The sequence below is a fragment of the Corallococcus sicarius genome (genome assembly GCF_003611735.1).
GTDB classification, from domain to species: domain Bacteria; phylum Myxococcota; class Myxococcia; order Myxococcales; family Myxococcaceae; genus Corallococcus; species Corallococcus sicarius.
Genome location: NZ_RAWG01000042.1, coordinates 14,649 through 38,421 on the forward strand (window position 1 = coordinate 14,649; position 23,773 = coordinate 38,421).

At 70.9% G+C, this 23,773-nt stretch carries 25 protein-coding genes; 19 read left to right on the plus strand and 6 right to left on the minus strand.

Annotation, left to right across the window (positions count from 1 at the left end; genetic code table 11):
* Positions 1-10 precede the first annotated feature (10 nt).
* Together D7X12_RS09135 and D7X12_RS09140 are read left to right on the plus strand one after the other, a co-directional pair.
* Positions 11-1,027 (plus strand): extracellular catalytic domain type 1 short-chain-length polyhydroxyalkanoate depolymerase, encoded by a 1,017-nt coding sequence (locus D7X12_RS09135; protein WP_120624878.1) that lies wholly within the window; start codon positions 11-13, stop codon positions 1,025-1,027.
* A gap of 4 nt (positions 1,028-1,031) precedes the next feature.
* A complete protein-coding gene (locus tag D7X12_RS09140; RefSeq protein ID WP_120624879.1) occupies positions 1,032-1,793 on the plus strand; it encodes a carbohydrate deacetylase in 762 nt (253 codons plus the stop codon).
* On the opposite strand, the gene D7X12_RS09145 is transcribed toward D7X12_RS09140, so the two are convergent.
* Entirely contained in the window at positions 1,780-3,675 is a 1,896-nt protein-coding gene (locus D7X12_RS09145) for an ATP-binding response regulator (RefSeq protein WP_120624880.1), read from the minus strand. The two genes, D7X12_RS09140 and D7X12_RS09145, sit on opposite strands and share 14 nt — an antisense overlap.
* A 194-nt stretch (positions 3,676-3,869) precedes the next feature.
* Here D7X12_RS09145 and queF point away from each other — a divergent pair, with 194 nt between their 5' ends.
* Positions 3,870-4,229 carry a preQ(1) synthase gene (queF, locus tag D7X12_RS09150; protein ID WP_120614360.1) on the plus strand — a complete coding sequence of 120 codons (360 nt, stop codon included), beginning with the start codon at positions 3,870-3,872 and terminating at the stop codon, positions 4,227-4,229.
* A 39-nt stretch (positions 4,230-4,268) separates the two neighbouring features.
* Here the strand turns inward: queF and D7X12_RS09155 are convergent, their stop codons facing one another.
* Positions 4,269-5,279 (minus strand): serine/threonine-protein kinase, encoded by a 1,011-nt coding sequence (locus tag D7X12_RS09155; RefSeq protein WP_244224447.1) that lies wholly within the window; start codon positions 5,277-5,279, stop codon positions 4,269-4,271.
* A 271-nt stretch (positions 5,280-5,550) separates the two neighbouring features.
* Between D7X12_RS09155 and D7X12_RS09160 the strand changes: the two genes are divergently transcribed.
* The 11 genes from D7X12_RS09160 to D7X12_RS09210 all read left to right on the plus strand — a co-directional run bounded on the left by D7X12_RS09160 (position 5,551) and on the right by D7X12_RS09210 (position 16,209).
* Positions 5,551-6,555, plus strand: a complete 1,005-nt coding sequence (locus D7X12_RS09160; protein WP_208718901.1) for a DUF2169 family type VI secretion system accessory protein — start codon at positions 5,551-5,553, stop codon at positions 6,553-6,555.
* Between the two features lie 32 nt (positions 6,556-6,587).
* The gene (locus D7X12_RS09165; RefSeq protein ID WP_120624883.1) at positions 6,588-7,055 is read left to right on the plus strand and encodes a DUF4150 domain-containing protein; all 468 of its coding nucleotides are present in this window, start codon (positions 6,588-6,590) and stop codon (positions 7,053-7,055) included.
* Positions 7,052-7,636 (plus strand): DUF1877 family protein, encoded by a 585-nt coding sequence (locus D7X12_RS09170; RefSeq protein ID WP_120624884.1) that lies wholly within the window; start codon positions 7,052-7,054, stop codon positions 7,634-7,636. Before D7X12_RS09165 ends, D7X12_RS09170 begins: the two co-directional genes overlap by 4 nt.
* Before the next feature lie 7 nt (positions 7,637-7,643).
* Entirely contained in the window at positions 7,644-8,966 is a 1,323-nt protein-coding gene (locus D7X12_RS09175; RefSeq protein ID WP_158620012.1) for a TIGR02270 family protein, read from the plus strand.
* A gap of 14 nt (positions 8,967-8,980) precedes the next feature.
* Positions 8,981-10,114: a hypothetical protein gene (locus D7X12_RS09180; RefSeq protein WP_147443588.1), complete on the plus strand. Its 1,134-nt coding sequence runs from the start codon at positions 8,981-8,983 to the stop codon at positions 10,112-10,114.
* Positions 10,115-10,139: 25 nt separating this feature from the next.
* Positions 10,140-11,144, plus strand: coding sequence for an AHH domain-containing protein (locus D7X12_RS09185; protein WP_120624887.1), 1,005 nt, complete (start codon positions 10,140-10,142; stop codon positions 11,142-11,144).
* Positions 11,144-11,737 (plus strand): imm11 family protein, encoded by a 594-nt coding sequence (locus D7X12_RS09190; RefSeq protein ID WP_120624888.1) that lies wholly within the window; start codon positions 11,144-11,146, stop codon positions 11,735-11,737. Before D7X12_RS09185 ends, D7X12_RS09190 begins: the two co-directional genes overlap by 1 nt.
* 3 nt (positions 11,738-11,740) lie before the next feature.
* Positions 11,741-12,532 carry a hypothetical protein gene (locus D7X12_RS09195; RefSeq protein ID WP_120624889.1) on the plus strand — a complete coding sequence of 264 codons (792 nt, stop codon included), beginning with the start codon at positions 11,741-11,743 and terminating at the stop codon, positions 12,530-12,532.
* 85 nt (positions 12,533-12,617) lie between these two features.
* Complete coding sequence (locus D7X12_RS09200) at positions 12,618-13,142, plus strand: DUF6484 domain-containing protein (protein ID WP_120624890.1); 525 nt, start codon at positions 12,618-12,620, stop codon at positions 13,140-13,142.
* 168 nt (positions 13,143-13,310) lie between these two features.
* Complete coding sequence (locus D7X12_RS09205; RefSeq protein ID WP_120624891.1) at positions 13,311-14,831, plus strand: Ppx/GppA phosphatase family protein; 1,521 nt, start codon at positions 13,311-13,313, stop codon at positions 14,829-14,831.
* Positions 14,832-14,985: 154 nt separating this feature from the next.
* Complete coding sequence (locus D7X12_RS09210) at positions 14,986-16,209, plus strand: zinc-dependent alcohol dehydrogenase (RefSeq protein WP_120624892.1); 1,224 nt, start codon at positions 14,986-14,988, stop codon at positions 16,207-16,209.
* A 4-nt stretch (positions 16,210-16,213) separates the two neighbouring features.
* On the opposite strand, the gene D7X12_RS09215 is transcribed toward D7X12_RS09210, so the two are convergent.
* Together D7X12_RS09215 and D7X12_RS09220 are read right to left on the minus strand one after the other, a co-directional pair.
* Positions 16,214-17,239, minus strand: coding sequence for an S-adenosylmethionine:tRNA ribosyltransferase-isomerase (locus D7X12_RS09215; protein ID WP_120624893.1), 1,026 nt, complete (start codon positions 17,237-17,239; stop codon positions 16,214-16,216).
* On the minus strand, positions 17,236-17,958 hold the full coding sequence (locus D7X12_RS09220) for an SDR family NAD(P)-dependent oxidoreductase (protein WP_120624894.1): 723 nt from the start codon (positions 17,956-17,958) through the stop codon (positions 17,236-17,238). The genes D7X12_RS09215 and D7X12_RS09220 overlap by 4 nt, the downstream gene beginning before the upstream one ends.
* Positions 17,959-18,044: 86 nt before the next feature.
* On the opposite strand from D7X12_RS09220, the gene D7X12_RS09225 reads away from it, so the two are divergent.
* Both D7X12_RS09225 and D7X12_RS09230 read left to right on the plus strand, forming a co-directional pair.
* A complete protein-coding gene (locus tag D7X12_RS09225; RefSeq protein ID WP_120624895.1) occupies positions 18,045-18,602 on the plus strand; it encodes a helix-turn-helix domain-containing protein in 558 nt (185 codons plus the stop codon).
* A 207-nt stretch (positions 18,603-18,809) separates the two neighbouring features.
* Complete coding sequence (locus tag D7X12_RS09230) at positions 18,810-20,351, plus strand: hypothetical protein (RefSeq protein ID WP_120624896.1); 1,542 nt, start codon at positions 18,810-18,812, stop codon at positions 20,349-20,351.
* Between the two features lie 90 nt (positions 20,352-20,441).
* On the opposite strand, the gene D7X12_RS09235 is transcribed toward D7X12_RS09230, so the two are convergent.
* Positions 20,442-21,146, minus strand: coding sequence for a hypothetical protein (locus D7X12_RS09235; protein ID WP_120624897.1), 705 nt, complete (start codon positions 21,144-21,146; stop codon positions 20,442-20,444).
* A 277-nt stretch (positions 21,147-21,423) separates the two neighbouring features.
* On the opposite strand from D7X12_RS09235, the gene D7X12_RS09240 reads away from it, so the two are divergent.
* On the plus strand, positions 21,424-21,960 hold the full coding sequence (locus D7X12_RS09240; RefSeq protein ID WP_120624898.1) for a hypothetical protein: 537 nt from the start codon (positions 21,424-21,426) through the stop codon (positions 21,958-21,960).
* On the opposite strand, the gene D7X12_RS09245 is transcribed toward D7X12_RS09240, so the two are convergent.
* A complete protein-coding gene (locus tag D7X12_RS09245) occupies positions 21,942-22,544 on the minus strand; it encodes a 2OG-Fe(II) oxygenase (RefSeq protein WP_120624899.1) in 603 nt (200 codons plus the stop codon). The two genes, D7X12_RS09240 and D7X12_RS09245, sit on opposite strands and share 19 nt — an antisense overlap.
* Positions 22,545-22,627: 83 nt before the next feature.
* Here D7X12_RS09245 and D7X12_RS09250 point away from each other — a divergent pair, with 83 nt between their 5' ends.
* Both D7X12_RS09250 and D7X12_RS09255 read left to right on the plus strand, forming a co-directional pair.
* Positions 22,628-23,242 carry a DUF4230 domain-containing protein gene (locus D7X12_RS09250; protein WP_120624900.1) on the plus strand — a complete coding sequence of 205 codons (615 nt, stop codon included), beginning with the start codon at positions 22,628-22,630 and terminating at the stop codon, positions 23,240-23,242.
* Positions 23,243-23,263: 21 nt separating this feature from the next.
* Complete coding sequence (locus D7X12_RS09255; protein ID WP_120624901.1) at positions 23,264-23,773, plus strand: O-acetyl-ADP-ribose deacetylase; 510 nt, start codon at positions 23,264-23,266, stop codon at positions 23,771-23,773.

The window sequence follows — 23,773 nt, forward strand, 5'->3', positions numbered from 1 at the left end:
ATCCCCACCCATGCGACTTCGCCTCCTCGTCCTCGCCGCGTCCTGCCTGTTGATGACCGCCGCGTGCTCCTCCACGCCGGACGACCCCACGCCCACGCCCGACGCCGGGACGCAGCCTCCAGACACCACGACGGGTGACGTGGCGCCCGCGGACCGCACCGCCTGTTCGGGCCTGACCGTGACCGCGGGCACCTACGACTGGACGGTGGAGCACGGAGGCCGCACCCGCGCCTACCGCGTCCACGTCCCCCGGGGCTACGACGCCACGAAGCCCACGCCCGTGGTGCTCAGCTTCCACGGCTTCGGCTCCGACGAGCAGGAGCACGAGCTGCTGAGCAACTTCTCCCGGCTGGGCGACACCGAGGGCTTCATCTCCGTCTACCCGCGCGGCCTCAACTTCCCGGAGGCGCTCGGCCGGGGCGACGCAGACAGCCGGAGCTGGAACGGCGTCGCGTGCTGTGGCCCGGCGCAGGTGGCCAACGTGGACGACGTGGGCTTCGTGGACGCGCTGCTCGCGGACCTGGACGCGCGCGTGTGCACGGATCCGCGCCGCGTCTTCGCCAGCGGCTTCTCCAACGGCGGCTTCTTCACCTACCGGCTGGCCTGTGAGCGCGCGCAGCGCTTCGCCGCCATCGCGCCCGTCGCGGGCATGGAGGGCTCGGCGGCCTGCGCCCCGTCCCGCCCCGTCCCGGTGCTCCACTTCCACGGCAGCGCCGACCCGGCCATCCTCTACGAGGGCGGCAACAACATCCCCGCGGGCAGGCCCTACCCGTCCGCCGCCGAGTCCGTGCGCCGCTTCGCCGCGCGCAATGGCTGCACCGGCCCGGAGCAGCAGACGTTCCAGAAGGGCGACAGCACCTGCGTCGCGGCCACCGGCTGCAGCCCGGAGAGCGCCACCGCGAGCCTGTGCACCGTCACCGGGGGCCAGCACGCCTGGCCCGGTCAGCCGAACTTCAACGGCGGCACGCTGGACCTGGACGCGACGCTGGAGATGTGGCGCTTCTTCCAGGCCCGCCCGCGTCCCTGACGGAGTGAAGGAGGACGTCACGCCGCCCCGCACCCTCATCCTCAACGCCGATGACCTGGGCTACGACCCGGGCATCACCCGGGGCATCCTCCAGGCCCTGCGCGAGGGCGTCGTCTCCTCCGCCACGCTCCTGGTGAACACCCCGTGGTCCGAGGAGGCCGCGCGTCAGGCGCGGGGACTCGCCATCGGGTTGCACCTGAACCTGGACCGGGGTCCGCCCATCGGCCCCGACTTCCCGCGCGAGTGGCGGTCCGCAGAAGGAGGCTTCGTCGGAGCGCGCGTCGCGGAGCTCCCGGCGGACGTGGTGGCGGCCGAGGCCTTCGCGCAACTCCGGCGGCTGGAGGGGCTGCTGGGCCAGCCCGCCACGCACATCGATGTGCACAAGCACCTGCACCGCCATCCCCGGGTGCTGGAGGGACTGGCGCGCGTCGCCCGGCGCGCGGGCCTTCCCGTGCGCTCCATCGACGCGGACATGCGGGCCGCGCTCCGGGCCCGGTGCGTGGCCACGAATGATCACTTCGTCGGCGAGTCCGGCGAGTCCGCGTACTGGACGCCGGAGCGCTTCGCGCAGGCCCTGGCCGGGCTTCCCGCCGAGGGCGTCACGGAGTGGATGTGTCACCCCGGCCACCTGCCCGAGGTCGTCACCAGCCGCTATGCGGCGCAGCGCGAGGTGGAGCTGGCCACCTTCCTCCAGCCCCGCTCGCGCGAGGTGTTGGAGCAGGCGGGGATACGCCCCACGGACTTCCGCCACCTCACGCCTGCGTAGCGAGCACGACCTCCGACTCCGCTGGCGTCACCGTCCGCCGACGCTCGCGGCCCAGCACGTGGTGCACGCCCGCGAGCAGCTCGTCCGCGCGGTAGGGCCGGGGGCACAGCCCGGTGTTCTCCTGCGCCCACCACGGCCGCGAGTCCCCCGCCAGCAGGATGGGCACCGGCCGGGCGCGGGGCAGCGTGGCGAACGTCTCCAGGAAGGAGGCCATCTGGGGCTGCGTGGCGCTCGTCGACAGCACGATGAGGTCCACGGGCAGGTGCGTCGCCTTGCGCAGCGCCTCGGCGCCGTTCTGCACGGTGAACACCTCGAAGCCCTCCGCGCGCAGCGTGCGCGCCGCGGCCGCCTCCTGGCTCCGGTCCTCGTCCAGCACCAGCACGCGCCGGGGCAGCCTGCGCACCTCGTGCGCCGACATGCGCGGCAGGTCCATGGTGAAGGTGGACCCTTCGCCCTCCAGGCTGCGCAGCGCGAGCGCGCCGCCGTGCATCTTCACGATGGAGTGGCTGATGAACAGCCCCAGCCCCAGCCCGCCGAAGTTGCGGTGCGACACGTTGCGCGCCCTGTAGAAGCGCTGGAACACCTGCGCCTGATCCGCGCCTGGAATGCCGATGCCGTGGTCCTGCACCTGGATGCGCGCCGCGTCCGCCGTGCGCAGCACCCGCACCGCGATGGGCGCCCCCGCCGGGCTGTACTTGTGCGCGTTCTCCAGCAGGTTCACCAACACCTGCTCCAGCCGGTCCCTGTCGCCCAGCACCCAGACGCCGTCGGGAGGCACCTCCACCGTGAAGGGGCGCTCGAAGGCATGGCGGAAGTGATCCACCACCTCCGCCACCAGCTGCCCCACCTCCAGCGGCGCCGAGTCCAACGCCAGCCGTCCCAACTCCAGACGGCTTGCGTCCAGCAGGTCCTCCACCAGTCCGGCCAGCCGGTCCACCTGGCGCTTGGACTTGAGCACGCTCGCCAGCTCCACCGGCTGCCCGGCGGCGATGCGGCGCTCCATGGAGTACAGGCCCAGCTTGAGCGGCGTGAGCGGCGTCTTCAGCTCATGCGACGCGATGGACATGAACTCCTCGCGCACGCGCAGGGCCGCCTGGGCCTCGCGCAACAGGCGCGCGTTCTCCACCGCCACGGCGAGCTGACTGGCCGCCGCGCTCCACATCTCCAGCTCCCGCACGGAGAACGAAGCGCCCTGCTCCTTGTAGATGATCAGCAGGCCCACGGTGCGGCGCGGCGCGCACAGCGGCACCGCCGCGAACACCGAACCCACCGCGTCCCCGTAGCCGCGCTGGATGCCCAGCTGCGGCTGGCGCAGGGCGAGGGCCTGCCGGTAGGGGTCCTCGGAAGGGTCGAACGCGTCAATGGGCACGTCGTGCCCCTCCAGGTCCGACACCGCCATGCGCCGCAGCGTCGCGTCGTCCTCCTCGTAGAGGAACACCTCCGCGCGTCGCACCTGGGCACACCGGACCAGGGACACCACGGCGGCCGAGCAGACGCGGTCCACCTCCAGCGACTCACCCACCGCGCGGGCAATCTCCCGCACGGCCTGTGAAAAGGCGCCCTCGTCGTCCACGCCGGACGGCTCCACCACCAGCCACGCGCCGCCCGAGGGGGTGGGCTTCACCTGCACGCGTACCTGCCGGAGCGCGCGCGTGATGACGTGGCCCGAGTGCGTCCGCCCCTCGCGGATGGCGCGCTCCAGGGCATCCACGCTGCGGCCGTGCTCCAGCGCGTCCAGGAGCGTGCCGCCTTCGGCCAGCACCACGCCCGTCTTGGCCGCGAAGCCCTCCTCGCGCCACTGGACACGAAGGTCGGGTCCCACGCGCACGAGCGCTTGGGGCAGGCACGAGAGGACATCCTCGACGTCGTTGGGTGGCAGCATGGGGTCGGGGGCGCGGCAGGGGTCGCTGGGGAGATAGGGATCCCCTCCCATGATCGCCAAGCACCCCCGGCCGATCTGTGGCCCCCGGGGGCCCCCTTCCCGTTGGGCCCCGAACAGAGGCGTCGGCGGGCAGCCAGGGAAGCGGCGCTTGCGGGAGCGGCGACAGGCACTGAACGTGTGCTAGACGACACCCCATGTCCTCAAAGCCGTCCAAGGAAGTCCAGACCTTCCCCAATCCCGCCCCCGAGCGCGATTACGAGATCGCCTTCGACGTCCCGGAGTTCACGTGCCTGTGCCCGCTGACGGGCCAGCCGGACTTCGCGCGCTTCACCATCAAGTACGTGCCGGATCAGCTCTGCGTGGAGCTCAAGAGCCTGAAGCTCTACATGTGGTCCTACCGGAACGAGGGCGCCTTCCACGAGAAGGTGACCAACACCATCGCGGACGACATCGTGAAGGCCATCCAGCCGCGCAAGCTCACGGTGGTGGGTGACTTCTTCGTGCGCGGCGGCATCGGGACCATCGTCACCGTCACGCACGAAAAGAAGAAGTAGGCGGCCCCCGCCCGGCGTGGGGCCTCCCTCTTTCTTCCGTCACCGCGTGAGCTGATCCAACACGGGCAGCCAGTGGGACTGGGTGAGGTAGAGGCCCGTGCCGACGGCGGCCGTACCCGCGGCGAATGCGGCCAACGTCCACTTGAGCTGGCTGCGCCGGGGGGGCTTCGGCGCGTTGAACACGTCCAGCACGCCCAGCTCCTGCTGGGTGAGGTGGGCGAGCGCCTCCGTCTCCGTGAGCTTCTGGCGGTAGCGCAGGAAGGCCACGAGCAGCGCGGGGTGGGACACGGGCACTTCACGGGCGAGGAACAGGTCCAGTTCGCGGCGCATGGCGGCGGCGTCCGGGAAGCGGGCCTCCGGCTTCACGGCCAGCGCGCGCTTGACGATGCGCGCCAGGGGCGCGGGCACGTTGGGGGCCACCTTGTGGAGGGGCGTGAACTTGCCATCGCGGATGCGGGCGAACACCTCGCCGGCGGACTTGCCGACGAAGGGGCGGGTGCCGGAGAGGGTCTCGTAGAGGAGTACGCCCAGGGAGAAGATGTCGGTGCGCGCGTCGATGGGCGCGCCGGTCACTTGCTCGGGGGACATGTAGGAGGGCGTGCCCACGGCCATGCCCTGCTGGGTGAGGGCTTCGAGGCCCACGTCCTTGGCGATGCCGAAGTCCATGAGCTTCACCTCACCGGACTTGGTGAGCATGACGTTCGCGGGCTTGAGGTCGCGGTGGATGATGCGGCGGAAGTGGGCGTGGTCGAGCGCGCTGGCGATGCGCGCGCAGATGACGGCGGCGACGTCCGGGGGCAGCGGCCCTTCCTTGATGAGGCCGTGGAGGGTGGGCCCGTCGACGAACTCCATGACCATGAAGAAGCTGTCGTTCTTCTCCACCAGGTCATAGAGGGTGACGATGTTCTGGTGACGGAAGGCGGCGAGCGCCAGGGCCTCGCGGCGGAAGCGGGACAGGGCCTCCTTGTCGCGCTGACCTTCGGGCAGCAGCTCCTTGATGGCCACCTCGCGCTGCAGCAGCTCGTGCAGGCCGCGGTACACGATGGCCATGCCACCGCGCCCCAGCTCACCCAGCACGCGGCAGGCGCCAATCTTGCGGTGACGAACGGCTTTCTCATTCTTCTCGGCGACGGTCACGGGGTCGCAGGGTACCGATTCACGTCTCATGCGTCGATGGGCCCTCCCGACAGGGGCCGTTCGCACAGGTGTGGTGGAAAGGCGCGGTGTCGCTGTCTCACTCCCACGCCAGGGGGCCTACCTGCCCGCAGGGGGCTGGCAGCGGGGAGCGTGCGGCGATATCCACGACGGGGGGCCAGCCAACGTGCCACACGCGGAACTCCAGAACGAAACGCCCTTTGCCTTCGAGCAGGTGTACGTCTCGGACGAGGACGGCCGGCCGCTGCTCGCGCTGGTGGTGAAGGCCACCTACGACCTCCGCGAGGACGGGCTCCAGTTGGCGGAGACGCAGGTGCCGGTCGACCTTGGAGGCAAGTCCTGGGGAGAGCCCGGCAAGTCCAGCTACAAGTTCGAGCCGGAGGGTGCCTTCTTCAAGCCGACCACGGACGTGGCGCTCATTGGCCACGCATACCCTCCCGCGAAGGGCGCCACGGAGACCCTGGTGGCGCTGCAGGTGGGCCCCCTGAAGAAGGCCATCCGGGTGCTGGGCGAGCGCACCTGGTTCAGGAGCATGGGACGCGTCGCCGCGACCCGGCCGCTTGCCTTTGAGAAGCTGCCCCTTTCCTGGGAGCGTGCCTTCGGCGGTTGGGACCGGACGGACTCCGCGAGCCCCTCCTTCGAGCCTCGCAATCCCCTGGGGGTGGGCTTCCGCGCCAGCCCACGCCACTTCGAGGAGGGGCTGAGGCTGCCCAACCTGGAGGACCCGGCGGAGCCGCTGCGCGAGTTCGGCCAGCGGGTGACGCCCGTGGGCTTCGGCTTCACCGTGCCCCAATCGCAGCCACGCGCGAGGTATGCGGGCACCTTTGACGAGGTGTGGAACAAGACGCGCAAGCCGCTGCTGCCCACCGACTTCGACCGGCGCTTCTTCAACGCCGCCGCACCGGGCCTCGTCGCTCCGGGCTACCTCAAGGGTGACGAGGCCGTCGTCCTCGTGAACGCCTCGCCCCGAGGACGGCTCGCCTTCGCGCTTCCCGGCCAGGCCCCTCCGGCCATCACCGTCCGCCTGGGAGGACCCATCACCCCGGAGATGCACCTGGACACGGTCATCCTGGACATGGATGACCACCGGGTGATGCTTCTCTGGCGGGGGCACGTCCCATTGGACAGAGGGCCCCATGACGTCCGGAGCATCGACCTCCGCCGGGTGTAGACTGGGCGCCCCACGCGCACTCGAGGCCCGCAATGGCGAACACCGTCGGAGTCAACAAGCTCTCCGTGGTAACGAAAGACAGCCATGGCGTCACCATGGCTTTCCCAGACGTCTGCAAGACGCCTGGTCCAGCCGGCCCCATTCCCATTCCCTACCCCAACGTCGCGAAGTCCTCGGACTCCGCCAAGACAGCCGACTCCGTCACGGTGGCGGGCAAGCCCCTCTGCGTGAAGGACTCGAACTTCAGCACCAGCACGGGTGACGAGGCCGGCACCGCGGGGGGTGGGGTGGCCTCCAGCAAGACCCAAGGCAAAGCCGAGTTCGTCAACTTCTCCTTCGACGTGAAGGCAGAGGGCAGAAACGTCGCCCGGGCGCTGGACCTGATGCTGCACAATGACAAGAACACCCCGCCGTTCCCCCTGATGCAGCCCCCCGTGGTAGCGCTCGGCGAGCGCGAGGAGAAGCTCAAGTGCCCCTGCTGCGGAGAGCCTCGTAGATGAGCGCCAACTGCTTGTTCTTCGCGCTGCCCCAGAGTGCCTGGGAGCAGCTCCAGAGAGAGCCGCAGGCCGGGCTTGAGATCCCCACCTCTCCGGTCCTCTACGAGGAAGATGAGGAAGGAGGCTATTCCTTCCGTGGGCTGACGCTGCAGGAGGACGTCGTGGACGCACTCCGGTTCCTCCTGGGAGAGGTGGAGGAGCCAGGGGCTGTCGTGCCCTTCGTGGCGACCCTGGCTTCGGCCCGTCCCATCGACGAGGCGGTGGGCCAGCCGACGCCGCTCGAGGGTCAGGCCTGGTACCTGTCTCCCGATGAGGTCCGGCGGGCCGCGGTGGGGCTTGCGCGGGTGACCGCCCAGGAGCTTGCCTCCCGGTTCAACGCCGCGGAGCTGGAGGACTCCGGCCTCGCGAAGCTCGCCGAGGAACTCGACGCGCTGGAGCCGTGGAGGGAGGAAGACCTTCCGTCGCTCCAGCAGTCCTACGCGGAACTGGTGGAGTACTTCCAGCGGGCGGCGGAGCGGCGCGAGGGCATGCTGGTCCTCCTGGAAGACGGCCCCGTCTCGGCGCTCGACCTCGACATGGAATGAGATGGCCATGGCCTACCCGGAGGTAGCCCCCCACTGGGAACTGTACGAGGTCCACCTCGACGAGGCGGAGTACCTCGACACCCAATGGGAGAACGCGCTCACGGCACCGGATCGATACCTGGGCCATGTGGCTCAGCGCGAGGCGCGGCTGCTGGCGCACGTGGACGCGCTGGCGCTCGGCGGAGGCGAGGTGTCCCAGCGCTACCTGCGACCCGCCCTCGCGGTCGAAGAGGCTCCCCGCGTCAGCGCCGCCGCGCTCGCCCTGCTGCTGCAGGAGGGCACCGCCGGGCGTGACGCCGTCCTCGCCGCGCTGACGGACGGGCCGCCCCAGGCGCTGCCGGGCCTCCAGCGGGCGTTGGAGCTCTGTGGGCGCGAGGACGTGCTCCCAGCGCTGACGGCGCTGCTCACTCCGGACACCGACCCCGCCGTGAGCGCCGTGGCGCTGGAGGTGCACGCGGCGCACGGGCGCGTTCCTTCCGTGGCGCTCGAATCCTGGCTGGTGCACCCGGAGCCCACCGTGGTGGCCGCGGCCTGCCGGGTGCTGCCTTTCATGGGCACCGCGCTCCCTGCCCCCGTGCTGCGCCAGTGGACCCAGGCGCTGGAATCGTCCGAACCGCTCGTCCGCGATGCGGCCCTGGCGTCCGGGGCGGTGCTCGGGCTTCGCGCCGCGTGGACACGCTGCCTGCAGGTGGTGGAGGCCCGGGAGCCTTCGGGTCGCCTGCCGCTGCTATTGCTGGCGCAAGGGGGGAACACGCAGGAGCACGCGCGACTCATGGAGCTGCTGGACGAGCCCCGCTCGTGCGTGGATGCGGTCTGGGCGCTGGGCCATGGTGGCCGGCCCGAGGCCGTGGACGCCTGCCTGAGGCTGCTGGAGGACGGGCACGCCGGGGTGGCGCGGCTGGCCACGGAGTCCTTCGCCTCCATCACCGGCTTCCCCCTGGAAGACGCCCACCTGCTCCTGGATGAGGAGCCCCCGGAGGACGCGTCCCCCGCTGCGCCCCTCCTGCTGGAAGTGGAGAAGACGCTGCCACGGGCGTCCCCCGAGGCCGCGCGCGCCTGGTGGACCCGGCAGCGCGAGCAGCGGCGCTTCGCACCCGGGATGCGCTATCTCGCGGGCGTTCCCTTCTCCGCCACGGCGCTGGTGCGGTCCTTCGCCACGGCGCCCGCGCGGCGATGGTCCGCCCTGGCGCTGGAGCTCTCCATCCGGAGCCGTGGCCGCCACATCGTCTCCGCGCGCGACTTCAGCTTCCGGCGCCACCAGCGACTGGCGACGGTCCAGGGCTTCGCTCCACGCGGGGAGCAGCCGTTCTCATCCTTGCTGCATTCGTGAGCGCGAGCGCCTCCATGTCCCCCGTCCCCCCTGCCGCCGAGCCCGTCTTGACCCAGCGCATCCACGCCTTTGTCGAGGCCGCGGGCATGGGCTCGCCCCTGGGCCCCTTCATCCAGGCCTGCGCGGCGTTCCGCGCGGGGATGGACCGCTTCGAGGGGGCACGGGACTTCCACCACTTCGCGGGCGAGGAGAACGCACGGCTGAAGCTGACGGTGTCCGCCCTGCCGTCGGCCACGTTCGGCTTCGCCGCGGCCGGACGGCTGGTATCCATCGCCTGCGAGACGTTCCAGGACCTGCGCACCCGGCTGTCGGAAGGAGCGCTCACGCGCGACATGCCCCTCTTCCTGGCCCTGCCGGATCCGCTGGACCTGGGGATGGCGGTGTCGCCGGAGTTGGAGCGCAACGAGCCGCGGCGGCTGCAGTCCCTGGGGCGGCGGGTGCTGTCCATCACCTTCGAGAACCTGGGCTGGCCCTGGCCCGGAGGCCCCTGGCACTTCTTCGGCGGCGGACACGCAGGGTTTGCCCGAGCGCTCCAGGCCGCCGGAGCCTGGATGGCCAGCAGCGCCGGCCGGGGCTGCGTGGTGGGGTCCGTGGACAGCCTGCTGGACGCGGGACTGCTGGAGACGCTCCTGCTCCAGCAGCGGGTGAAGACCGAGGAGCAGCCGGTGGGCTTCACTCCGGGCGAGGCGGGCGTCGCGCTGCTGCTGCGCGTCCCCGGCCACACTCCGGCCGAACTGCCCCGGGGCCGCCCCCTGGTCGAGGCCGTGAGCCTGGGGCAGGCGCCCGCGGACGCCTCGGGTGGCGCCCGCGTGCTGGCCTCGTGCGTGCGCGCGCTGAGGTCGTTCCTGCCTGGAGAGGCTGGGGAACCCTTCTGGGTGAGCGACCACAACGGCGAGGAGCTCCGGGCCCTGGAGTGGGGCACGCTCCAGACGCTGCTCCGGGCGGAGCCGCCCCTCTGGGCGTCCTTCGAGGCCTGGTACCCCGCCACGGGATTCGGCGAGACCGGGGTGGCCTCCGGGGCCCTGGGGGTGTGCCTGGGGGCTCGGGCCTTGGAGCGCGGGTACGCGCCAGCCCGAGCGGGTATCATCCTGTCCACGGACGAAAGCGGCGAGCGTGCCGCCGTGCTGCTGACGTCCACGGCCACCTGAGCGGGTGGTGGGGGGAGGGCGAATCGTGAGCAAGGCGAAGAAGAACGACCACTTCACCAAGCAGCCGCTGGGCGCCGGTGAGAGCGACATCTTCAACCCGGACCTGTCCGCCAAGCCGGGGCTCTTTCCCGAGTTGGACGACGTGGACTACCCGGCGAAGCTCTTGGAAGAGCTGAAGAAAGACAAGCAGCAGCAGGACAGGGAGGCCGAGGACTGCCCTCCCGCCATCGCCCACCGGCGCCGGCTGCGCGGCTTCCACAAGTACCGGACGGCGGCCTACATCCACGACCAGGGCAAGCTGGGCAAGAACGGCCGCGACCGCTACACGAAGCGGCCCGAGTACGGGAAGCAAGCACTGGACGGCGCGCTGGCCTCAGGCCTCATCGGCCAGAAGACGTACGACGTCCTGAGCGACGAACAGAAGTGGAAGGACGCGATGGCGTTTCCCCGTGAGGGCTCGCCGTCGAAGTACAGCAAGGACAGCAAGCGCTTCCTGCTGAGCAACGTCAACCAGCACAAGACAGAGCAAGACAAGTTCTACCTGACCGGCTCCTGGTATCCCTACCAGTGGACCGCCCACCACCTCATCCCGCACGAGCTGCTCTCGGAAAAGAGCCTCGGGGACAAGGAGTATGAGCTGCTCCAGCAGTCGGGCTACGACGTCAACAACGGACACAATGGCATCATCGCCCCGGCCTGTTCCTGGGCCGTGCCCATGCACCAGGTCATCCAGCACAAGGGCAACCACCCCGCGTACACCGAGTTCGTGCTCATCGAGATCGCCTCGGTGAAGAGCGCCCTCAAGACACTGGCGGACCAGGTCAAGGAGGCGAATCCCCCCAAGGACCACAAGACGGTGCTCGCGGACGTCCTGGGCGATCTGACCCAGAAGGAGCAGGTGCTCTGGAACCGCCTCCTGAAGATCAGCGCGGCGGTCGTCCCGGAAGCCCTGAAGGCAAGCCAGGGTGCAAGTTCATTCGTCTCCTTCGCGAGGGGCAAGTCCCTCTTTCCCTTTGGAGTGCTGAGCTGATGGCAGTCAACGATTACTGGGTCCTGAAGACCAACTACACCAGCGCCGTCATCAAGGAGATGCCGCCGGGCGCACCGGAGGCCCACACCCTGGAGCGCGGAGAACCCGCGGCGGAGCTGTTCCCGCCCGAGTCCACCGTGCGCTTCTCGGAGGAATTCCCCACGCGGCGGAAGGTCTGCGACTTCATGTCCAACATCTTCGGCTCCCTCATCGTGTCCGCCAAGGTGAAGCGCATCCTGGAGGAGCAGGGCGCGAACAACTGTGAGTTCATCCCGCTGCGCATCCTCGACCACAAGGGCAAGGTGGCCAGCAAGGAGCACTTCCTGCTCCAGGTGCTGGGCCATGTGGAGGCCGTGGACATGGAGCGCTCGCAGGTGGTGATGAGCGCAATCCTGAAGGAGCGCATCGGCAACATCGAGCATCTGGTGCTCAACCGGGAGGCCATCCCGCCCGATGCGGTCATCTTCCGGCTCTCACGCAAGCGCAACGAGTTCCTAGTCAAACAGGCCACGTACGAGGCCCTCACGAATCAGGGAGTCACCGGCCTCAAGTGCTTCCAGGCGGACGGCTGGGACGGGATGGACATCTACTAGCGCATGGAACTGGACTTCCGCAGCCTGCGCGAGGACTCGGCCCTGGCACTCGAACTCCTGCTGGGACGCATCCACCCGGAGGCCTCCCGCGAGGAGCTGGTACGCGACGTGGCGGCCGTGTGCCTGCGCTTCCACACGCTGGGCGTGGCCAGCCTGCTGGTGGACGGCTACGCGAAGGATTTCTTCCTCAACCTGGGGCGCGCGGGGGAGAGCTGGCGCCGGCTGCTCGCGCTGCTGCGCTCGCGCGGTGAGTCCCCTCCGCCCGCGACCTGGCAGGAGCCGCTGCTGGGCGCGGTGGCCGCAGGGCACTGGGAGCTCGCCCGGCGCATCGTCCAGGACTCGGCCACGCAATGGCAGCCGGAGGCCGACGAGTACGAAGATGACTTCGACTGGGCGGTGCTTCTGCGAGAGTTCATCGCCCCACGGGAAGAAGGGCCGGAGCGGACGGACGCCCTGGTGGCGAGGCTGGAACGCTCCGGAGCCGATACCTGTGCGGAGCGACTGGCGTTGGTGGAGGCCCTGCGGAAGCGGGACGCCCACGCTTTCTTCGAGGCCTTCGAGGCCACCCGGCTGGAGCACGGGCGCCAGACGGAGAAGCTCGCCAACAGCTTCACCACGGACGTGGAGCGCTTCGCGCCCCATCGCTACGTCTGGTTCGAGGGCATTGCGCTGCTACGCCTGGGCGAGCGCGCCGGACTCCAGAGCCACGACCGCTACCTCTACTGCCCACCGCTGGCTCGCGTGCGCATGGACGTCCCCATTGATGAGGACTGGCTCGTCCGTCTGCCTGTTTGAGCGAGGGCACATCGCTGGCAATCCCCAGAGTCGGTAGACTCATCGTCTGGGCGGGTCCACGCGGGCCCGCAACGGGGGCACGCGCATGAGCAAAAAGTCAGACGTCCCGGAGCCGGGTCCGGGGACCCGCACGCCGGAGCCCATCCTGGGGAGCCGCGAGGGCTGGGCCGCCGGTATCGACTCGCAGGGCCGGTTGCTCGTGGACTTCGAGGACAACCCCCTCGGGCAGCCCGTGCCCGCGAAACTTGCGGTGGTGCTCGACGCCCAGGCCCGGCAGGACGTCGTCGCGTCCCGCCAGCGGGTGGTGCTGCTCTTCGAGAAGGGGGACCCGCGCCTGCCATTCCTCATGGCCCTGCTGCATGAGCCCAGCGAGACGCCGCTGCTGGATGCACTGCTGGAGCCGGCCCCGGTCTCCCCGCGCCTTCCGGCCGAGGCCCGCGTCGATGGAAAGAGGGTGGTCCTGGAAGGAAAGGACGAGGTCATCCTCCAGTGCGGCGAAGCCAGCATCACCCTCCGGCGCAATGGGAAGATCGTCATCAAAGGCGTCACTGTCGAGACGCGGGCCCGGGGAGCCCACCGCATCAAGGCCGGTACGGTCGACATCAACTGAGCCCCTGACGGAGTTGTCCATTCGGGGACGCAGTCGAACTCCTTCGTCAGGAGGGCGGCCCACCGCCCGGCGAAGAAGCGCTCCCTCCCCGCTTCTTCTCGGACGCCACGCGGTTGACACGGGACTACGCTAGGAACGCCCATCATCGACGTTCCGCTCGCGAGCCCCATGGCCCCCTCCGTACGCCCCACCCCGCCGCCCGTCCTCGCCGCCATCGACGTGGGCACCAACGCCGTGCGCCTGGAGCTGGCCCGCGCCGACGCCGACGGCTCGCTCGAAACCCTCCACCAGGAGCGCGACCCCATCCGCCCCGGCGAGGGCGTCTTCACCACCGGCGAGATGCCCCCGGAGACCGCCGACCGCCTCCTGTCCACCCTGCGCCGCTACGCCGCCCTCTGCCGCCGTCACAAGGCCCAGGTGCGCGCCGTCGCCACCAGCGCGCTGCGCGAGGCCCGCAACCGCCAGGACATCGTGCGCCGCGTGCACGAGGAGGCCGGCATCGAACTGGAGGTCGTCAGCGGCAAGGAGGAGGCCCGCCTCATCTGCCTCGGCGTGCTGCACCGCAAGCCCGCCAACGCCCGCTCGCTCCTCATCGACATCGGCGGGGGCAGCACCGAGATCGCCATCGCCACCGGCGAGAAGCCCGACGAACTCTGGAGCCTGACCCTCGGCTCGGTGCGCCTCACGGAGGTGTTCGACACCTCGCGCACCGTGACGCCCAAGCAGCTGCGCCTCATGCGCGGCTTCGTCAACGAGGTGCTCCACAAGACCCTCCCCGAAGAGCTGCCCGCGCTGCCTCGCATCGCGCTGGGCTCGTCCGGCACCATCCAGGCCGTGGCGGGCTTCGCCGTGGGCGAGAACGGTGGCAACGCCACCGTGCGCCAGCTCACCCAGGCGGTGGAGACGCTGGCCTCGATGCCGCCGGAGCGCCGCCGCAAGCGCTTCGACCCGCGCCGCGCGGACATCATCGTCTCCGGCGCCGTCATCCTGGAGGGCGTCGCCCGCCACCTGGGCGTGGAGTCCGTCAGCGTCGTCAACCGCGGCCTGCGCGACGGCCTGCTCGTGGACCTGTTCTACCGCCAGGACGAGACGCGCGATGACCACAGCCTCGCGGACGCGGCGCTCGTCATCGGTCAGCGCTTCTTCTTCGACGAGAAGCACGCCCGCCAGGTGGCCCGCATGTCCCTGGCCCTCTTCGACGGGCTGGCCGCGCTCCACCAGTTGCCCCTGTCCGTGCGCCCCCACCTGGAGGTCGCCGCGCTGCTGCACGACATCGGCACGGCGGTCAGCCACGAGCGCCACCACCGGCACACGTACTACCTCATCCACAACGCGGACATCCCCGGCCTCGCGGACCGCGAGCGCGAGCTCATCGCCCGCGTCGCCCGCTACCACCGGCGCTCCCAGCCGGAGCTGTCCCACTCCGGCATGGCCGGCCTCACCCCGTCCGAAGCGCGCCGCGTGCGCAAGCTGGCCACGCTGCTGCGCCTGGCGAACGCGCTGGACCACAGCCACCACCAGCCCATCCGCGAGTTCAAGGTGACGCAGGGGCGCGACATCGTCACGCTGCACCTGCACGCCCGTCAGCCGCTGGACCTGGAGCTGTGGAACGCCGAGCGCGAGGTCGCCGCCTTCCGCAAGGTCTTCGGCAAGCGGCTCGCCTTCCAGGTCCACTCGGCCGGGCGCTAGGGCCACCGGCTCCCCGCCTGCCCTGCGGCAAGGGGAGCAACGCAAGCTTTGCCCCACCCCGCGTCCATGGACAGCGTCCAGGGACACGTGTCCGCGCGCGCCGCGCCGTGGACCGTTTCGTCTTTCGAAGCCCTGGCGGGGCAAGGAGCACATCATGAAGGCTGTCGTATTCCATGGGATTGGGGACATCCGGCTGGATGAGGTCGCGGAGCCGAAGCTGAAGGACCCCACCGACGCCGTGGTCCGGCTGACCGCCAGCGCCATCTGTGGCACCGACCTGCACATGATCCGCGGCACCATGCCCGGCATGAAGCCCGGCACCGTCCTGGGCCACGAAGGCGTGGGTATCATCGAGGAGCTGGGCGCGGACGTGCGCAACTTCAACGTGGGCGACCGCGTGGTCATCTGCTCCACCATCGCGTGCGGCAACTGCTCCTACTGCCGCTCCGGCTATTACGCCCAGTGCAATGACGCGAACCCCAACGGCCCCACCGCGGGCACCGCCTTCTTCGGCGGCCCGGCGACGACGGGGCCCTTCAACGGCCTCCAGGCGGAGAAGGCGCGCATCCCGTACGCGCACGTCACGATGGTGAAGGTGCCCGACACCGTCACCGACGACCAGGCCATCCTCGTCTCCGACATCTTCCCCACGGGCTACTTCGGCGCGGAGATGGCGGAGATCAAACCCGGCGACACCGTGGCGGTGTTCGGCTGCGGCCCGGTAGGCCTGTTCGCCATCGTGAGCGCGAAGCTGCTGGGCGCGGGCCGCGTGTTCGCCATCGACTGCCATGAGGACCGGCTGCAACTGGCGCGGAGCCAGGGCGCGGAGATCATCAACTTCGAGCAGGAGGACCCGGTGGAGACGCTCAAGCGCTTCACCGCGGGCATCGGCGTGGACCGCGCCATCGACGCGGTGGGCGTGGACGCCATGCACGCGCACCACGGCCCCGCCGCCAAGAAGGCCAGGGCGGAGGCGCCCGAGTTCAAGCGCGAGGTGGCGCAGGTCGCCCCCAAGACGAAGCCGGATGGCGACAACTGGGTGCCCGGTGACGCGCCGTCGCAGGCCGCGCAGTGGGCCGTGCAGGCGCTGGCCAAGGCGGGCACGCTGTCCATCATCGGCGTCTACCCGCAGACGATGAACGCGTTCCCCATTGGCGACGCGATGAACAAGAACCTCACCCTGCGCATGGGCAACTGCAACCACCGCAAGTACGTCCCGCGCCTGCTGGAGCTGGTGCGCGCCGGGACGGTGGACCCCACCGCCATCCTCAGCCACGTGAAGACGATGGAGTCCGCCATCGACGCGTACCGCAACTTCGACCTGCGCAAGCCGGGCTGGGTGAAGGTGGAGCTGGAGCCGGGCGTCACCGTCCAGTGACAGCTCAGGCATCCAGCAGCAGGCACGTGTCCCCGAACTCGTGCCCCACGTAGCCCACGGCCTCCGCGTGCGCCGCCGCCCTTTGCAAAAGCGGCAGCGGCGCGAAGGCCTGTAGCAGCGCATGGTGACTGCTCCCCGGTTCATGCACGCCGGAGAGCAGCCCGTGCACCACCCGGGGCACGTAGCCCGGCCCGAGCAGCAGGTCCGTCACGTCCTCGCCCGGCACCAGACGCCCTCCGTGCTGCGTCGCGCGGCCCTCCAGCGCCCGCACCACGGTGGTGCCCACCGCCACCACGCGCCCGCCTCGGGCCCGCGTCTCCTCCACCCGCGCCACCGTGTGCGCGGGAATGTCCGAGCGCTCCGGCCGGGGCAGCGCCGCATCCAGCGCCGCGTCCCCCGTGGAGGACAACCCCGCCGCATGCGTGAGCGACGCCCACCGCACGCCGCGCGCCTTCAACCGCTGGAACACGGACGCCGTGAGGGGCCGGCCCGCGGACGGCATCTCCGCGGCCCACGGGCGCGCGGCGTAGAGCGTCTGCACGTGCCACAGCGCCAGTGGCCCCGCGGTGTACGCGTACTGCACCGGCCGCCCGGCTCGATAGAGCGCGTGCCAGAGCGCCGCGCCGGTCAGGTCGAAGGCGACGCGCAGCAGCCGGGGCGACGGGGGCAGCACCTCCACCACCCGCGCCGTGAGGCCTCCTACTTCCAGGCGCGAGCCCACGGGCAGTTCGGGCGGAGGGGGCCGGTCCTCGGTGCGTCGGCGCCAGTCGCCCGCGCCGAAGAGCACCGCCGTCCAGGTGTCGTCGGGTTCGTGGGACAGCAGGCGCAACTCGATGGCGGCGCCCGCGCCGGTGCGGCCCGTGAGCGAGCCGGGCAGCGTGGCCGCGTCGTTGAGCACCAGCAGGTCTCCCTCGCGCAGGAGCAGGGGCAGGTCGGAGGCGACGGCGTCGGTGAAGCGTCCCGCGCGGGGCTCCACGTGCAGCAGCCTCGCCGCATCGGGCTGTTCCCGGGGCCAGCGGGCGGCGTTCATGCGGCCTCCCACTTCGCGGCCTCGAACCGCTGCCCGGACACGGCGTCCTTCGCCTCCACCAGCGCGAGGATGCGCGCGGCCACGGCCTCCGGTCTCGCCAGCGTCGCGGGGTCCACGTCCGGCAGCGCGTCCCGGTGCATGCGGGTGTCCATGTCGCCGGGGTCCACCGCCAGCAGGCGCACGCCGCTGCCCTCCAGCTCCGCGGCCCAGATGCGCGTCAGGTGCTCCAGCGCCGCCTTCGACACGCCGTAGGCGCCCCAGCGGGGATACGCGGACACCGCCGCGTCGGAGGTGATGTTGAGCACCAGGCCCCGCCCTCGCAGCACCATGCTCCCGGCCACCGCCTTGCTCAGCCGGAAGGGGCCCAGCAGGTTGACCTCCAGCACCTGCGACACGTCCTCGCAGGCGGTGTCCAACAGGAGCGGCAGCGGCGTGGGACCGAGGATGCTCGCGTTGTTGACGAGCACGTCCACCGGCCCCACCAGCGCGGTGGCCGCGCCCACCAACGGGTAGATGGCCTGCTTGTCCCCCACGTCGTAGGCCAGCGCATGCACCGCGAGCCCCTCGGCCCGGAGCGGTGTCACCGCCGCCATCAGCGCCTTCGCCTCGCGGGCCACGCCCACCACCCGGGCGCCCTTGCGTGCGAAGCCCTCCATCAGCGCCCGGCCCAGCCCCCGGCTCGCTCCCGTCACCAGCACCGCTTGTTGCTTCAAGTCCATGGTTCGCTCCTCCGTTGGGAAGACGAATAGCCGGGGCGCTCCCATCGGATGGCATCGCCGCCAATGGGTTGGCAGAATGCCAGCGCATGAGCGACGAGGACCTTCCTGGCAGGCTGGCGCGCAACCTCCGGACGCTGCGGGAGACGCGTGGGGCCACGCAGGTGCAGCTCGCGAAGCTGGCGGGCGTGCCCCGGGCGACCTGGGCCCATCTGGAGTCCGGCGCGGCCAACCCCACCCTCTCCGTGCTGCACCGGGTGGCGGGGGCGCTCCAGGTCTCACTGGAGGAGCTGCTCGCCCGGCCCAAGGCGAGCGCCCGGCACTACCCGCGTGAAAGCCTCCTCGTCCGTCAGCGCGGCGCGGCCCTGCTGCGCAAGCTCCTGCCGGACCCGCTGCCCGGCATGGAGTTCGACCGGCTGGAGCTCCCGGCCCGCGCGCGCATCACCGGCGTGCCCCACACGCCCGGCACCCGCGAGTACCTCGCCTGTGAGTCCGGCACGCTCGCGCTGATTGCCAGCGGCGAGCGCTTCGTCCTCGAGGTGGGTGACGTCGTCGTCTTCCGGGGCGACCAGAAGCACTCGTACGAGAACCCGGGGACGCGCACGGCGGTGGGCTACTCCGTCGTGCTGCTCACCCCGTCGGTCTGAAGCAGCGCTGGCCGGCTACGCGCCGCCGGCCTGCCAGAGGAGCATCCCCATCTCTGGCCCTGCTGCCGCGTCCACTCCAGCCCGGCTGCCCGGCTGCTGGGAGTTGAGGGGAACCGAGCACGGCGGGGGGTGGGGGCTTGCATCACCCTGCGTGAGGGTGACAGGAGACCCAGGCACTCCTCACTAGGGACCGCCATGACTCCTGGAATGAACCCCGCTCCTGCCTCCGCGCGACGCGCCCTGCTCCTGCTGGCCCTGGGACTGGCGGCCTGCGGCAGCAAGGACGTGCGCCCCGACGACGCCAACCCCGACGACGTCAACCCGGACGACTCTGGCGCGTTGGACGTCTGCGCCACGGGCCTGCCGGGGACGGACCCGGCCAGCGGGACGTGCGCGCCGGTGCGGTTGCAGTGTGCCCAGGACCTGGGCGGCTTCAAGACGGACCGCTACGTCTGGCGCGACCACGCGTGCCGCCTGCGTTCCGTGTCGCTGGTGCGCAACGACGCGGCGGATCCGGCCGGTTGGAATGGCGGCTACATCCGCCGCTACACATACGAGGTCGCTGGCGCCCAGCGCACCTGCGACGGCCAGAACCCGCAGGTGCCCGGCTGGGGCATGGTGACCAGCCACCTGAAGGACGGCCAGCCGTGGGGCGCGTGGACCCAGGGCACGCGCGGCACCGGGCGCACCATCTTCAAGGGCGCCCACCACGCGCTGCACGAATTGAAGTGGCCGCTGTCATTGGATGGCAACGTGGTGCAGGTGACGGTGCAGTACCTCTTCGCCACCGGCCGCGACCACCCGCTCTACGCCATCACCCACGACGCGTCCGGCTTCCCCGCGGACCGGATTGAGGCCGACGTGCGCTCGCCCTACGGCGACCTCGCCTTCGACGGCAACGCCAACGCGGACATCGCGGGCCTGGGCTGGGGTGACCGCTACCGCTTCGTCACGCTGGGCTCGCCGGTGAGGATGAACACCGGCTGGGACTACCGCGAACCCAACGTCGTCCCCTACACGCGCATGTGGACCGCCGCGCCGGACGCGGAGATGGGCGTGGTGCAGACCCAGACGTGGCAGCAGAAGCCCGCGGGCGGCTACTGGCTGTATCCCGAGTGGGGCACGCGCCACGAGGCCGGCCCCATGCCGGCGGACTACAACTGGCCCTACCAGCTCAACCAGTACGAGCTGCCCTTCGTGACCAACTCCCACCGACTCGCGTGGGGCAGCAACTTCGGCGCGGTGGGCAAGCGGCAGTACCCCCGCCTGGGCGATGACGGCGTGATGCTCTCCGGCCACCCGTACCAGAGCTACTCCGTCTTCATGGTGCTGGGCACGCACGCGGCGAACCCCGTGCTCTCGCTCGCGTCGGAGGTGGAGGCGTGGCAGGGCGTGAGGCTCTCCACCACCGAAGGCACCGTGCGCACGCGCGGCCCGGGGGGCGTGGGCCGCACGGACGAGGTGACGTACGACGTGGCGGGCTACAACCCCGTCTATGCGACGTGGGAGGTGAACGCCGCCTCCAACCGCGTGGCGCTGGCGTTCGACACCGCGGGGCGCACGCTCGTGCACCCGATGCTGGTGGTGCGTGACTACACCGCCACGGGCGCGCCCGGCGCCGTCACGTTGAACGGGCAGAAGCTCACCGCGAACACGGACTACTTCGCGTCGGTGGACACCGCCGGCAAGGCGCTCTGGCTCACCCTGCAGCGCGACCTGAAGGGCGCTGTCACGCTGCGGGTGGAGTGACCGCCAAAGGCAAGACAGGCCCCTTGCACACGAGGTGCGAGGGGCCCGTCCTGCTTGTTCCAGCGGTTCATGACGTCAGCGACGGGCGCGTCAGTCCACGGAGCCGCTGCCACCGAAGGCCTGGGGGGCCTGCGAGCGCAGCTGCTCCCACTGGGCGCGGGCCTGCTGCTCGGTGCGCATCTGCTCGTCCACGCGGCGGCGCGCGTCCTCCACGTCCCGCTTGGAGTCGGCGATGGCGGACAGGAAGTTCGATTCGGACATGTCCTTGGCGCGCACGTCGCCGGACTGCTCCAGCGCCTTGTACTCGGCCAGGTTCAGCTCCGACTCCGCCGCCTTCAGCTCGGCGTCGCGCAGGTCCTTCTCCGCCTTGAGCGTGTCCGTCTTGCGCTCATGCCAGGCGACCTGGGCCTCGGCCGCGGCGCGTCCCGCCTCCGCGCCCTGGAGCCTCGACCTCGCCTGCGCGATGGGGCTCGACTGGCCGGTGGCCTCCGCGGCCTGCACGGCGGCCTGCTCCGCCTCCACGCGGCTGCGTGCGGCGTCCCCGTTGCGGCGGGAGACGTCCGCGGCGCGCTCCGCGTCACGCACGGCCACCTCGGCCCGCGTCACGTTGTCAGCGGCCTTGGTGCGGGCCTGCTGGGCCTCCCGCACGTCCCCCAGCTGATCCTCGGGGATCCGGGCCATCATCTTGTCGTCCACCTGCGTGGCCTTGGAACCTCCGCAGCCCGCGAGGAATACCAGCGATGCCCCCATCGCCACGCCCGTCACCCAATGACGCTTCGTCCTGTTCTGGATCATGCTTTGGACCTCCCGTACGCAGATGACTTTGGGAGAAGCTAGGCACTGTCGGACCCAGGGACAGGCATTCCGGACGCTCCAGGTGCCCCATTCCCCGCTGGGAGTGCAGCTCCCGAATGAACCTGCCTGGGGGGTAGGCAGGCGTTGCCCGGTCCCGGAGCCCTTTCTGGAAAAAGCCATGTCCCAACCTGGCGGGCGAGCGTGTCTCAACCGCGCGCGGTCGATGCGCCACCAGGGAGGGAACTTGAAGCGAGCCGGATGGGGAGTCGTGTTGGGAATGAGCTGTGCGCTGCTGGGCGCGGCCTGTCAGCCGGAGGGGGACACCGGGCCGGACGGCGAGCTGGGCGAGGACTCCGTGAAGATGCGCATCTCGCTGCAGGGGGATGCGTGCGGCGTCGTGAGCGCGGATGCCACCGTGTCCGCTCCGGACTTCATGCCCATCGGGCCCGAGCCCCTCTTCGTGCAGAACGGCTACATCGAGGGCGGCATCCAGGACGTCCCGGCCGGGCGGCAGCGGCTGGTGGACGTGCGGGCCTACAACACCGCGGGGCTGGTGGTGTACGCGGGCAGCGCGTTCGTGGATGTGTATGACGGGCCGGTGTCGTACGCGCAGCTCACGCTGAAGCGCAACCCGCACAACTGCCCGGGCACGGGGACGGGGGACATCTACATCATCGGTGTGTTGGAGGGCCGCCCTGGAGAGATTGACGGCGGGGCGTATGACGCGGGTCCTGGCCCTGGTTGGGATGCGGGCTCCGGCTGGGATGCGGGCCCGGGTCCATCCTACGACGCAGGCTACGCGCCCCGGCCGTAGAACCAGGCGGTGAGGGCGAGGCGGGTCGCGTGCGAGGGCAGCACCTCGTGCTCCAGCCGCTCGCTCAGGAACACCACGAGCCGGTCCAGCACCGGCGCCACGTCCACCGGGTCGCCGGGGTCCTCGGGATGGAGGCGCAGCATGCCGCCGTCCGGGGGCGTCCAGCCGGCGTTGGCGTACCAGATGGCGGTGAGCCGCCGGTTGGACTGTCCGGGGAACGCGTCGCGGTGCCGCGCGTAGTGCGCACCGCCGCCGGGGTAGCAGGCGAGCTGCACGTCGAAGCGCCCCAGGCCCAGGTACGCGGCGGAGGACACCGCGTCGCCGAGCTCGCGGAAGTGGTGCCACAGGGTCTCCAGCGCGGGGTCCGCGCCGGGCAGCACCCATTCGATGTGGTCGCCCCGCACGGAGGTATCGAGCGAGTGGTCCGCGCCGCGCCGGATGCCCGCGGGCCGGAGCACGCCCGCCTCCACGCGAGCGAGCGCCGCGTCTCGCACCGCGAGGGCCTGGGGTTCGCCGAGGAAGGCGTCGCGCAGGAAGTATCCATGCGAGCCCAGGGCCTCCACCTCCGCGTCCGTCAGGTCCATCCCGCCTCCAAAGCCCGCCAGGAACTCAGGCGACACGCTGCCCCAGGACGCCGGTGCAAAGGAAGCGGGTAGACTGCCGGGCCATGGCGAACCTCTCGCGAGTCCTCTCCGTCCTCGCCGCCGCCGCGGTCGGCGCGCTGGTCGCATGGGTGCTGCTGCGCCCGGCCGCTCCGAAGCTGCCGGACAGCGCCACGGTGGTGGAGCAGATGCGGGAGGTGGCGAGGCTGGAGACGCTGGATGTGGCCCTCTACAAGAAGGTCACCTTCACGCCGGAGCCGGCGGCCACTGATGCGCTGTGGAAGGACGTGCTGCTCTGGGCGAGCTACACGCTGCAGAACCCGCACGGGCGCGCCATCGTGTTCGCGGATGCGCACCTGGGCTTCGACTTCCAGCGCTTCGACGCAAGCCACCTGCACGCCTCGGGAACGCGGGTGGACGTGCTCCTGCCGCCCATGGAGGTGAGGGTGGCGCTGCGGCCGGGGGAGACGGAGATCATCGACTCCAACCTGGACAGCGCGCAGACGGCGCAGTTGCTGGAGAAGGCCCGTCTCGCCTTCGAGCAAGAGGTGCGGCAGGACACGCGGCTGCAGGAGAAGGCGCGCCAGTCCGCGGAGCGCGCCCTGCGGGGACTGCTGCTCACGCTGGGCTTCCGCGAGGTGCGCTTCGTGGACACGCTGCCGTTGGGCGCGGCGGGCTGAGGCCTGCGAAAGGGCTTCGCGATGACGGCTCGATGGGAGTTGGTGCAGGGCGACCTCACGCAGGTGAAGGCCGACGCCATCGTGAACGCAGCCAACTCCGCGCTGTCCGGAGGCGGTGGTGTGGACGGGGCCATCCACCGGGCGGCGGGGCCGGAGCTGCTCGCGGAGTGCCGCCCCCTGGGCCGCTGTCCCTTTGGAGAGGCCCGCATCACCCGAGGCTACCGTCTGCCAGCGGCCCACGTCATCCATGCCGTGGGGCCCGTGTGGCAGGGCGGAACCCACGACGAGGACGCGGTGCTCGCCGCGTGCTACCGGAACGTCTTCGTCCTCATGGAGCAGCACGGCCTGCGCACCGTGGCCTTCCCCTCCATCTCCACCGGGGCCTACGGCTTCCCCATTGAACGGGCCGCCCGGATCGCGCTGAAGGAGATTCTCGCCGCCCTGGAGCGTCTGCCTTCACTCCAGCGGGTCACGGTGGTGCTCCACAGTGAGAGGGATTTGAAGGTGTACCAGCGGGCACTCGAATCCTGA

Excerpts from the sequence above, each read along its gene's own strand:
- D7X12_RS09255 (WP_120624901.1), top strand. The coding sequence starts at position 23,264 with ATGACGGCTCGATGGGAGTTGGTGCAGGGCGACCTCACGCAGGTGAAG.
- D7X12_RS09175 (WP_158620012.1), top strand. The coding sequence starts at position 7,644 with ATGGCCTACCCGGAGGTAGCCCCCCACTGGGAACTGTACGAGGTCCAC.
- D7X12_RS09180 (WP_147443588.1), top strand. The coding sequence starts at position 8,981 with ATGTCCCCCGTCCCCCCTGCCGCCGAGCCCGTCTTGACCCAGCGCATC.
- D7X12_RS09205 (WP_120624891.1), top strand. The coding sequence starts at position 13,311 with ATGGCCCCCTCCGTACGCCCCACCCCGCCGCCCGTCCTCGCCGCCATC.
- D7X12_RS09190 (WP_120624888.1), top strand. The coding sequence starts at position 11,144 with ATGGCAGTCAACGATTACTGGGTCCTGAAGACCAACTACACCAGCGCC.
- D7X12_RS09215 (WP_120624893.1), bottom strand. The coding sequence starts at position 17,239 with ATGAACGCCGCCCGCTGGCCCCGGGAACAGCCCGATGCGGCGAGGCTG.
- D7X12_RS09240 (WP_120624898.1), top strand. The coding sequence starts at position 21,424 with ATGAGCTGTGCGCTGCTGGGCGCGGCCTGTCAGCCGGAGGGGGACACC.
- D7X12_RS09235 (WP_120624897.1), bottom strand. The coding sequence starts at position 21,146 with ATGATCCAGAACAGGACGAAGCGTCATTGGGTGACGGGCGTGGCGATG.
- D7X12_RS09195 (WP_120624889.1), top strand. The coding sequence starts at position 11,741 with ATGGAACTGGACTTCCGCAGCCTGCGCGAGGACTCGGCCCTGGCACTC.
- D7X12_RS09230 (WP_120624896.1), top strand. The coding sequence starts at position 18,810 with ATGAACCCCGCTCCTGCCTCCGCGCGACGCGCCCTGCTCCTGCTGGCC.
- queF (WP_120614360.1), top strand. The coding sequence starts at position 3,870 with ATGTCCTCAAAGCCGTCCAAGGAAGTCCAGACCTTCCCCAATCCCGCC.
- D7X12_RS09155 (WP_244224447.1), bottom strand. The coding sequence starts at position 5,279 with ATGGCCATCGTGTACCGCGGCCTGCACGAGCTGCTGCAGCGCGAGGTG.
- D7X12_RS09200 (WP_120624890.1), top strand. The coding sequence starts at position 12,618 with ATGAGCAAAAAGTCAGACGTCCCGGAGCCGGGTCCGGGGACCCGCACG.
- D7X12_RS09210 (WP_120624892.1), top strand. The coding sequence starts at position 14,986 with ATGAAGGCTGTCGTATTCCATGGGATTGGGGACATCCGGCTGGATGAG.
- D7X12_RS09250 (WP_120624900.1), top strand. The coding sequence starts at position 22,628 with ATGGCGAACCTCTCGCGAGTCCTCTCCGTCCTCGCCGCCGCCGCGGTC.
- D7X12_RS09135 (WP_120624878.1), top strand. The coding sequence starts at position 11 with ATGCGACTTCGCCTCCTCGTCCTCGCCGCGTCCTGCCTGTTGATGACC.
- D7X12_RS09165 (WP_120624883.1), top strand. The coding sequence starts at position 6,588 with ATGGCGAACACCGTCGGAGTCAACAAGCTCTCCGTGGTAACGAAAGAC.
- D7X12_RS09145 (WP_120624880.1), bottom strand. The coding sequence starts at position 3,675 with ATGCTGCCACCCAACGACGTCGAGGATGTCCTCTCGTGCCTGCCCCAA.
- D7X12_RS09225 (WP_120624895.1), top strand. The coding sequence starts at position 18,045 with ATGAGCGACGAGGACCTTCCTGGCAGGCTGGCGCGCAACCTCCGGACG.
- D7X12_RS09170 (WP_120624884.1), top strand. The coding sequence starts at position 7,052 with ATGAGCGCCAACTGCTTGTTCTTCGCGCTGCCCCAGAGTGCCTGGGAG.
- D7X12_RS09220 (WP_120624894.1), bottom strand. The coding sequence starts at position 17,958 with ATGGACTTGAAGCAACAAGCGGTGCTGGTGACGGGAGCGAGCCGGGGG.
- D7X12_RS09245 (WP_120624899.1), bottom strand. The coding sequence starts at position 22,544 with ATGGACCTGACGGACGCGGAGGTGGAGGCCCTGGGCTCGCATGGATAC.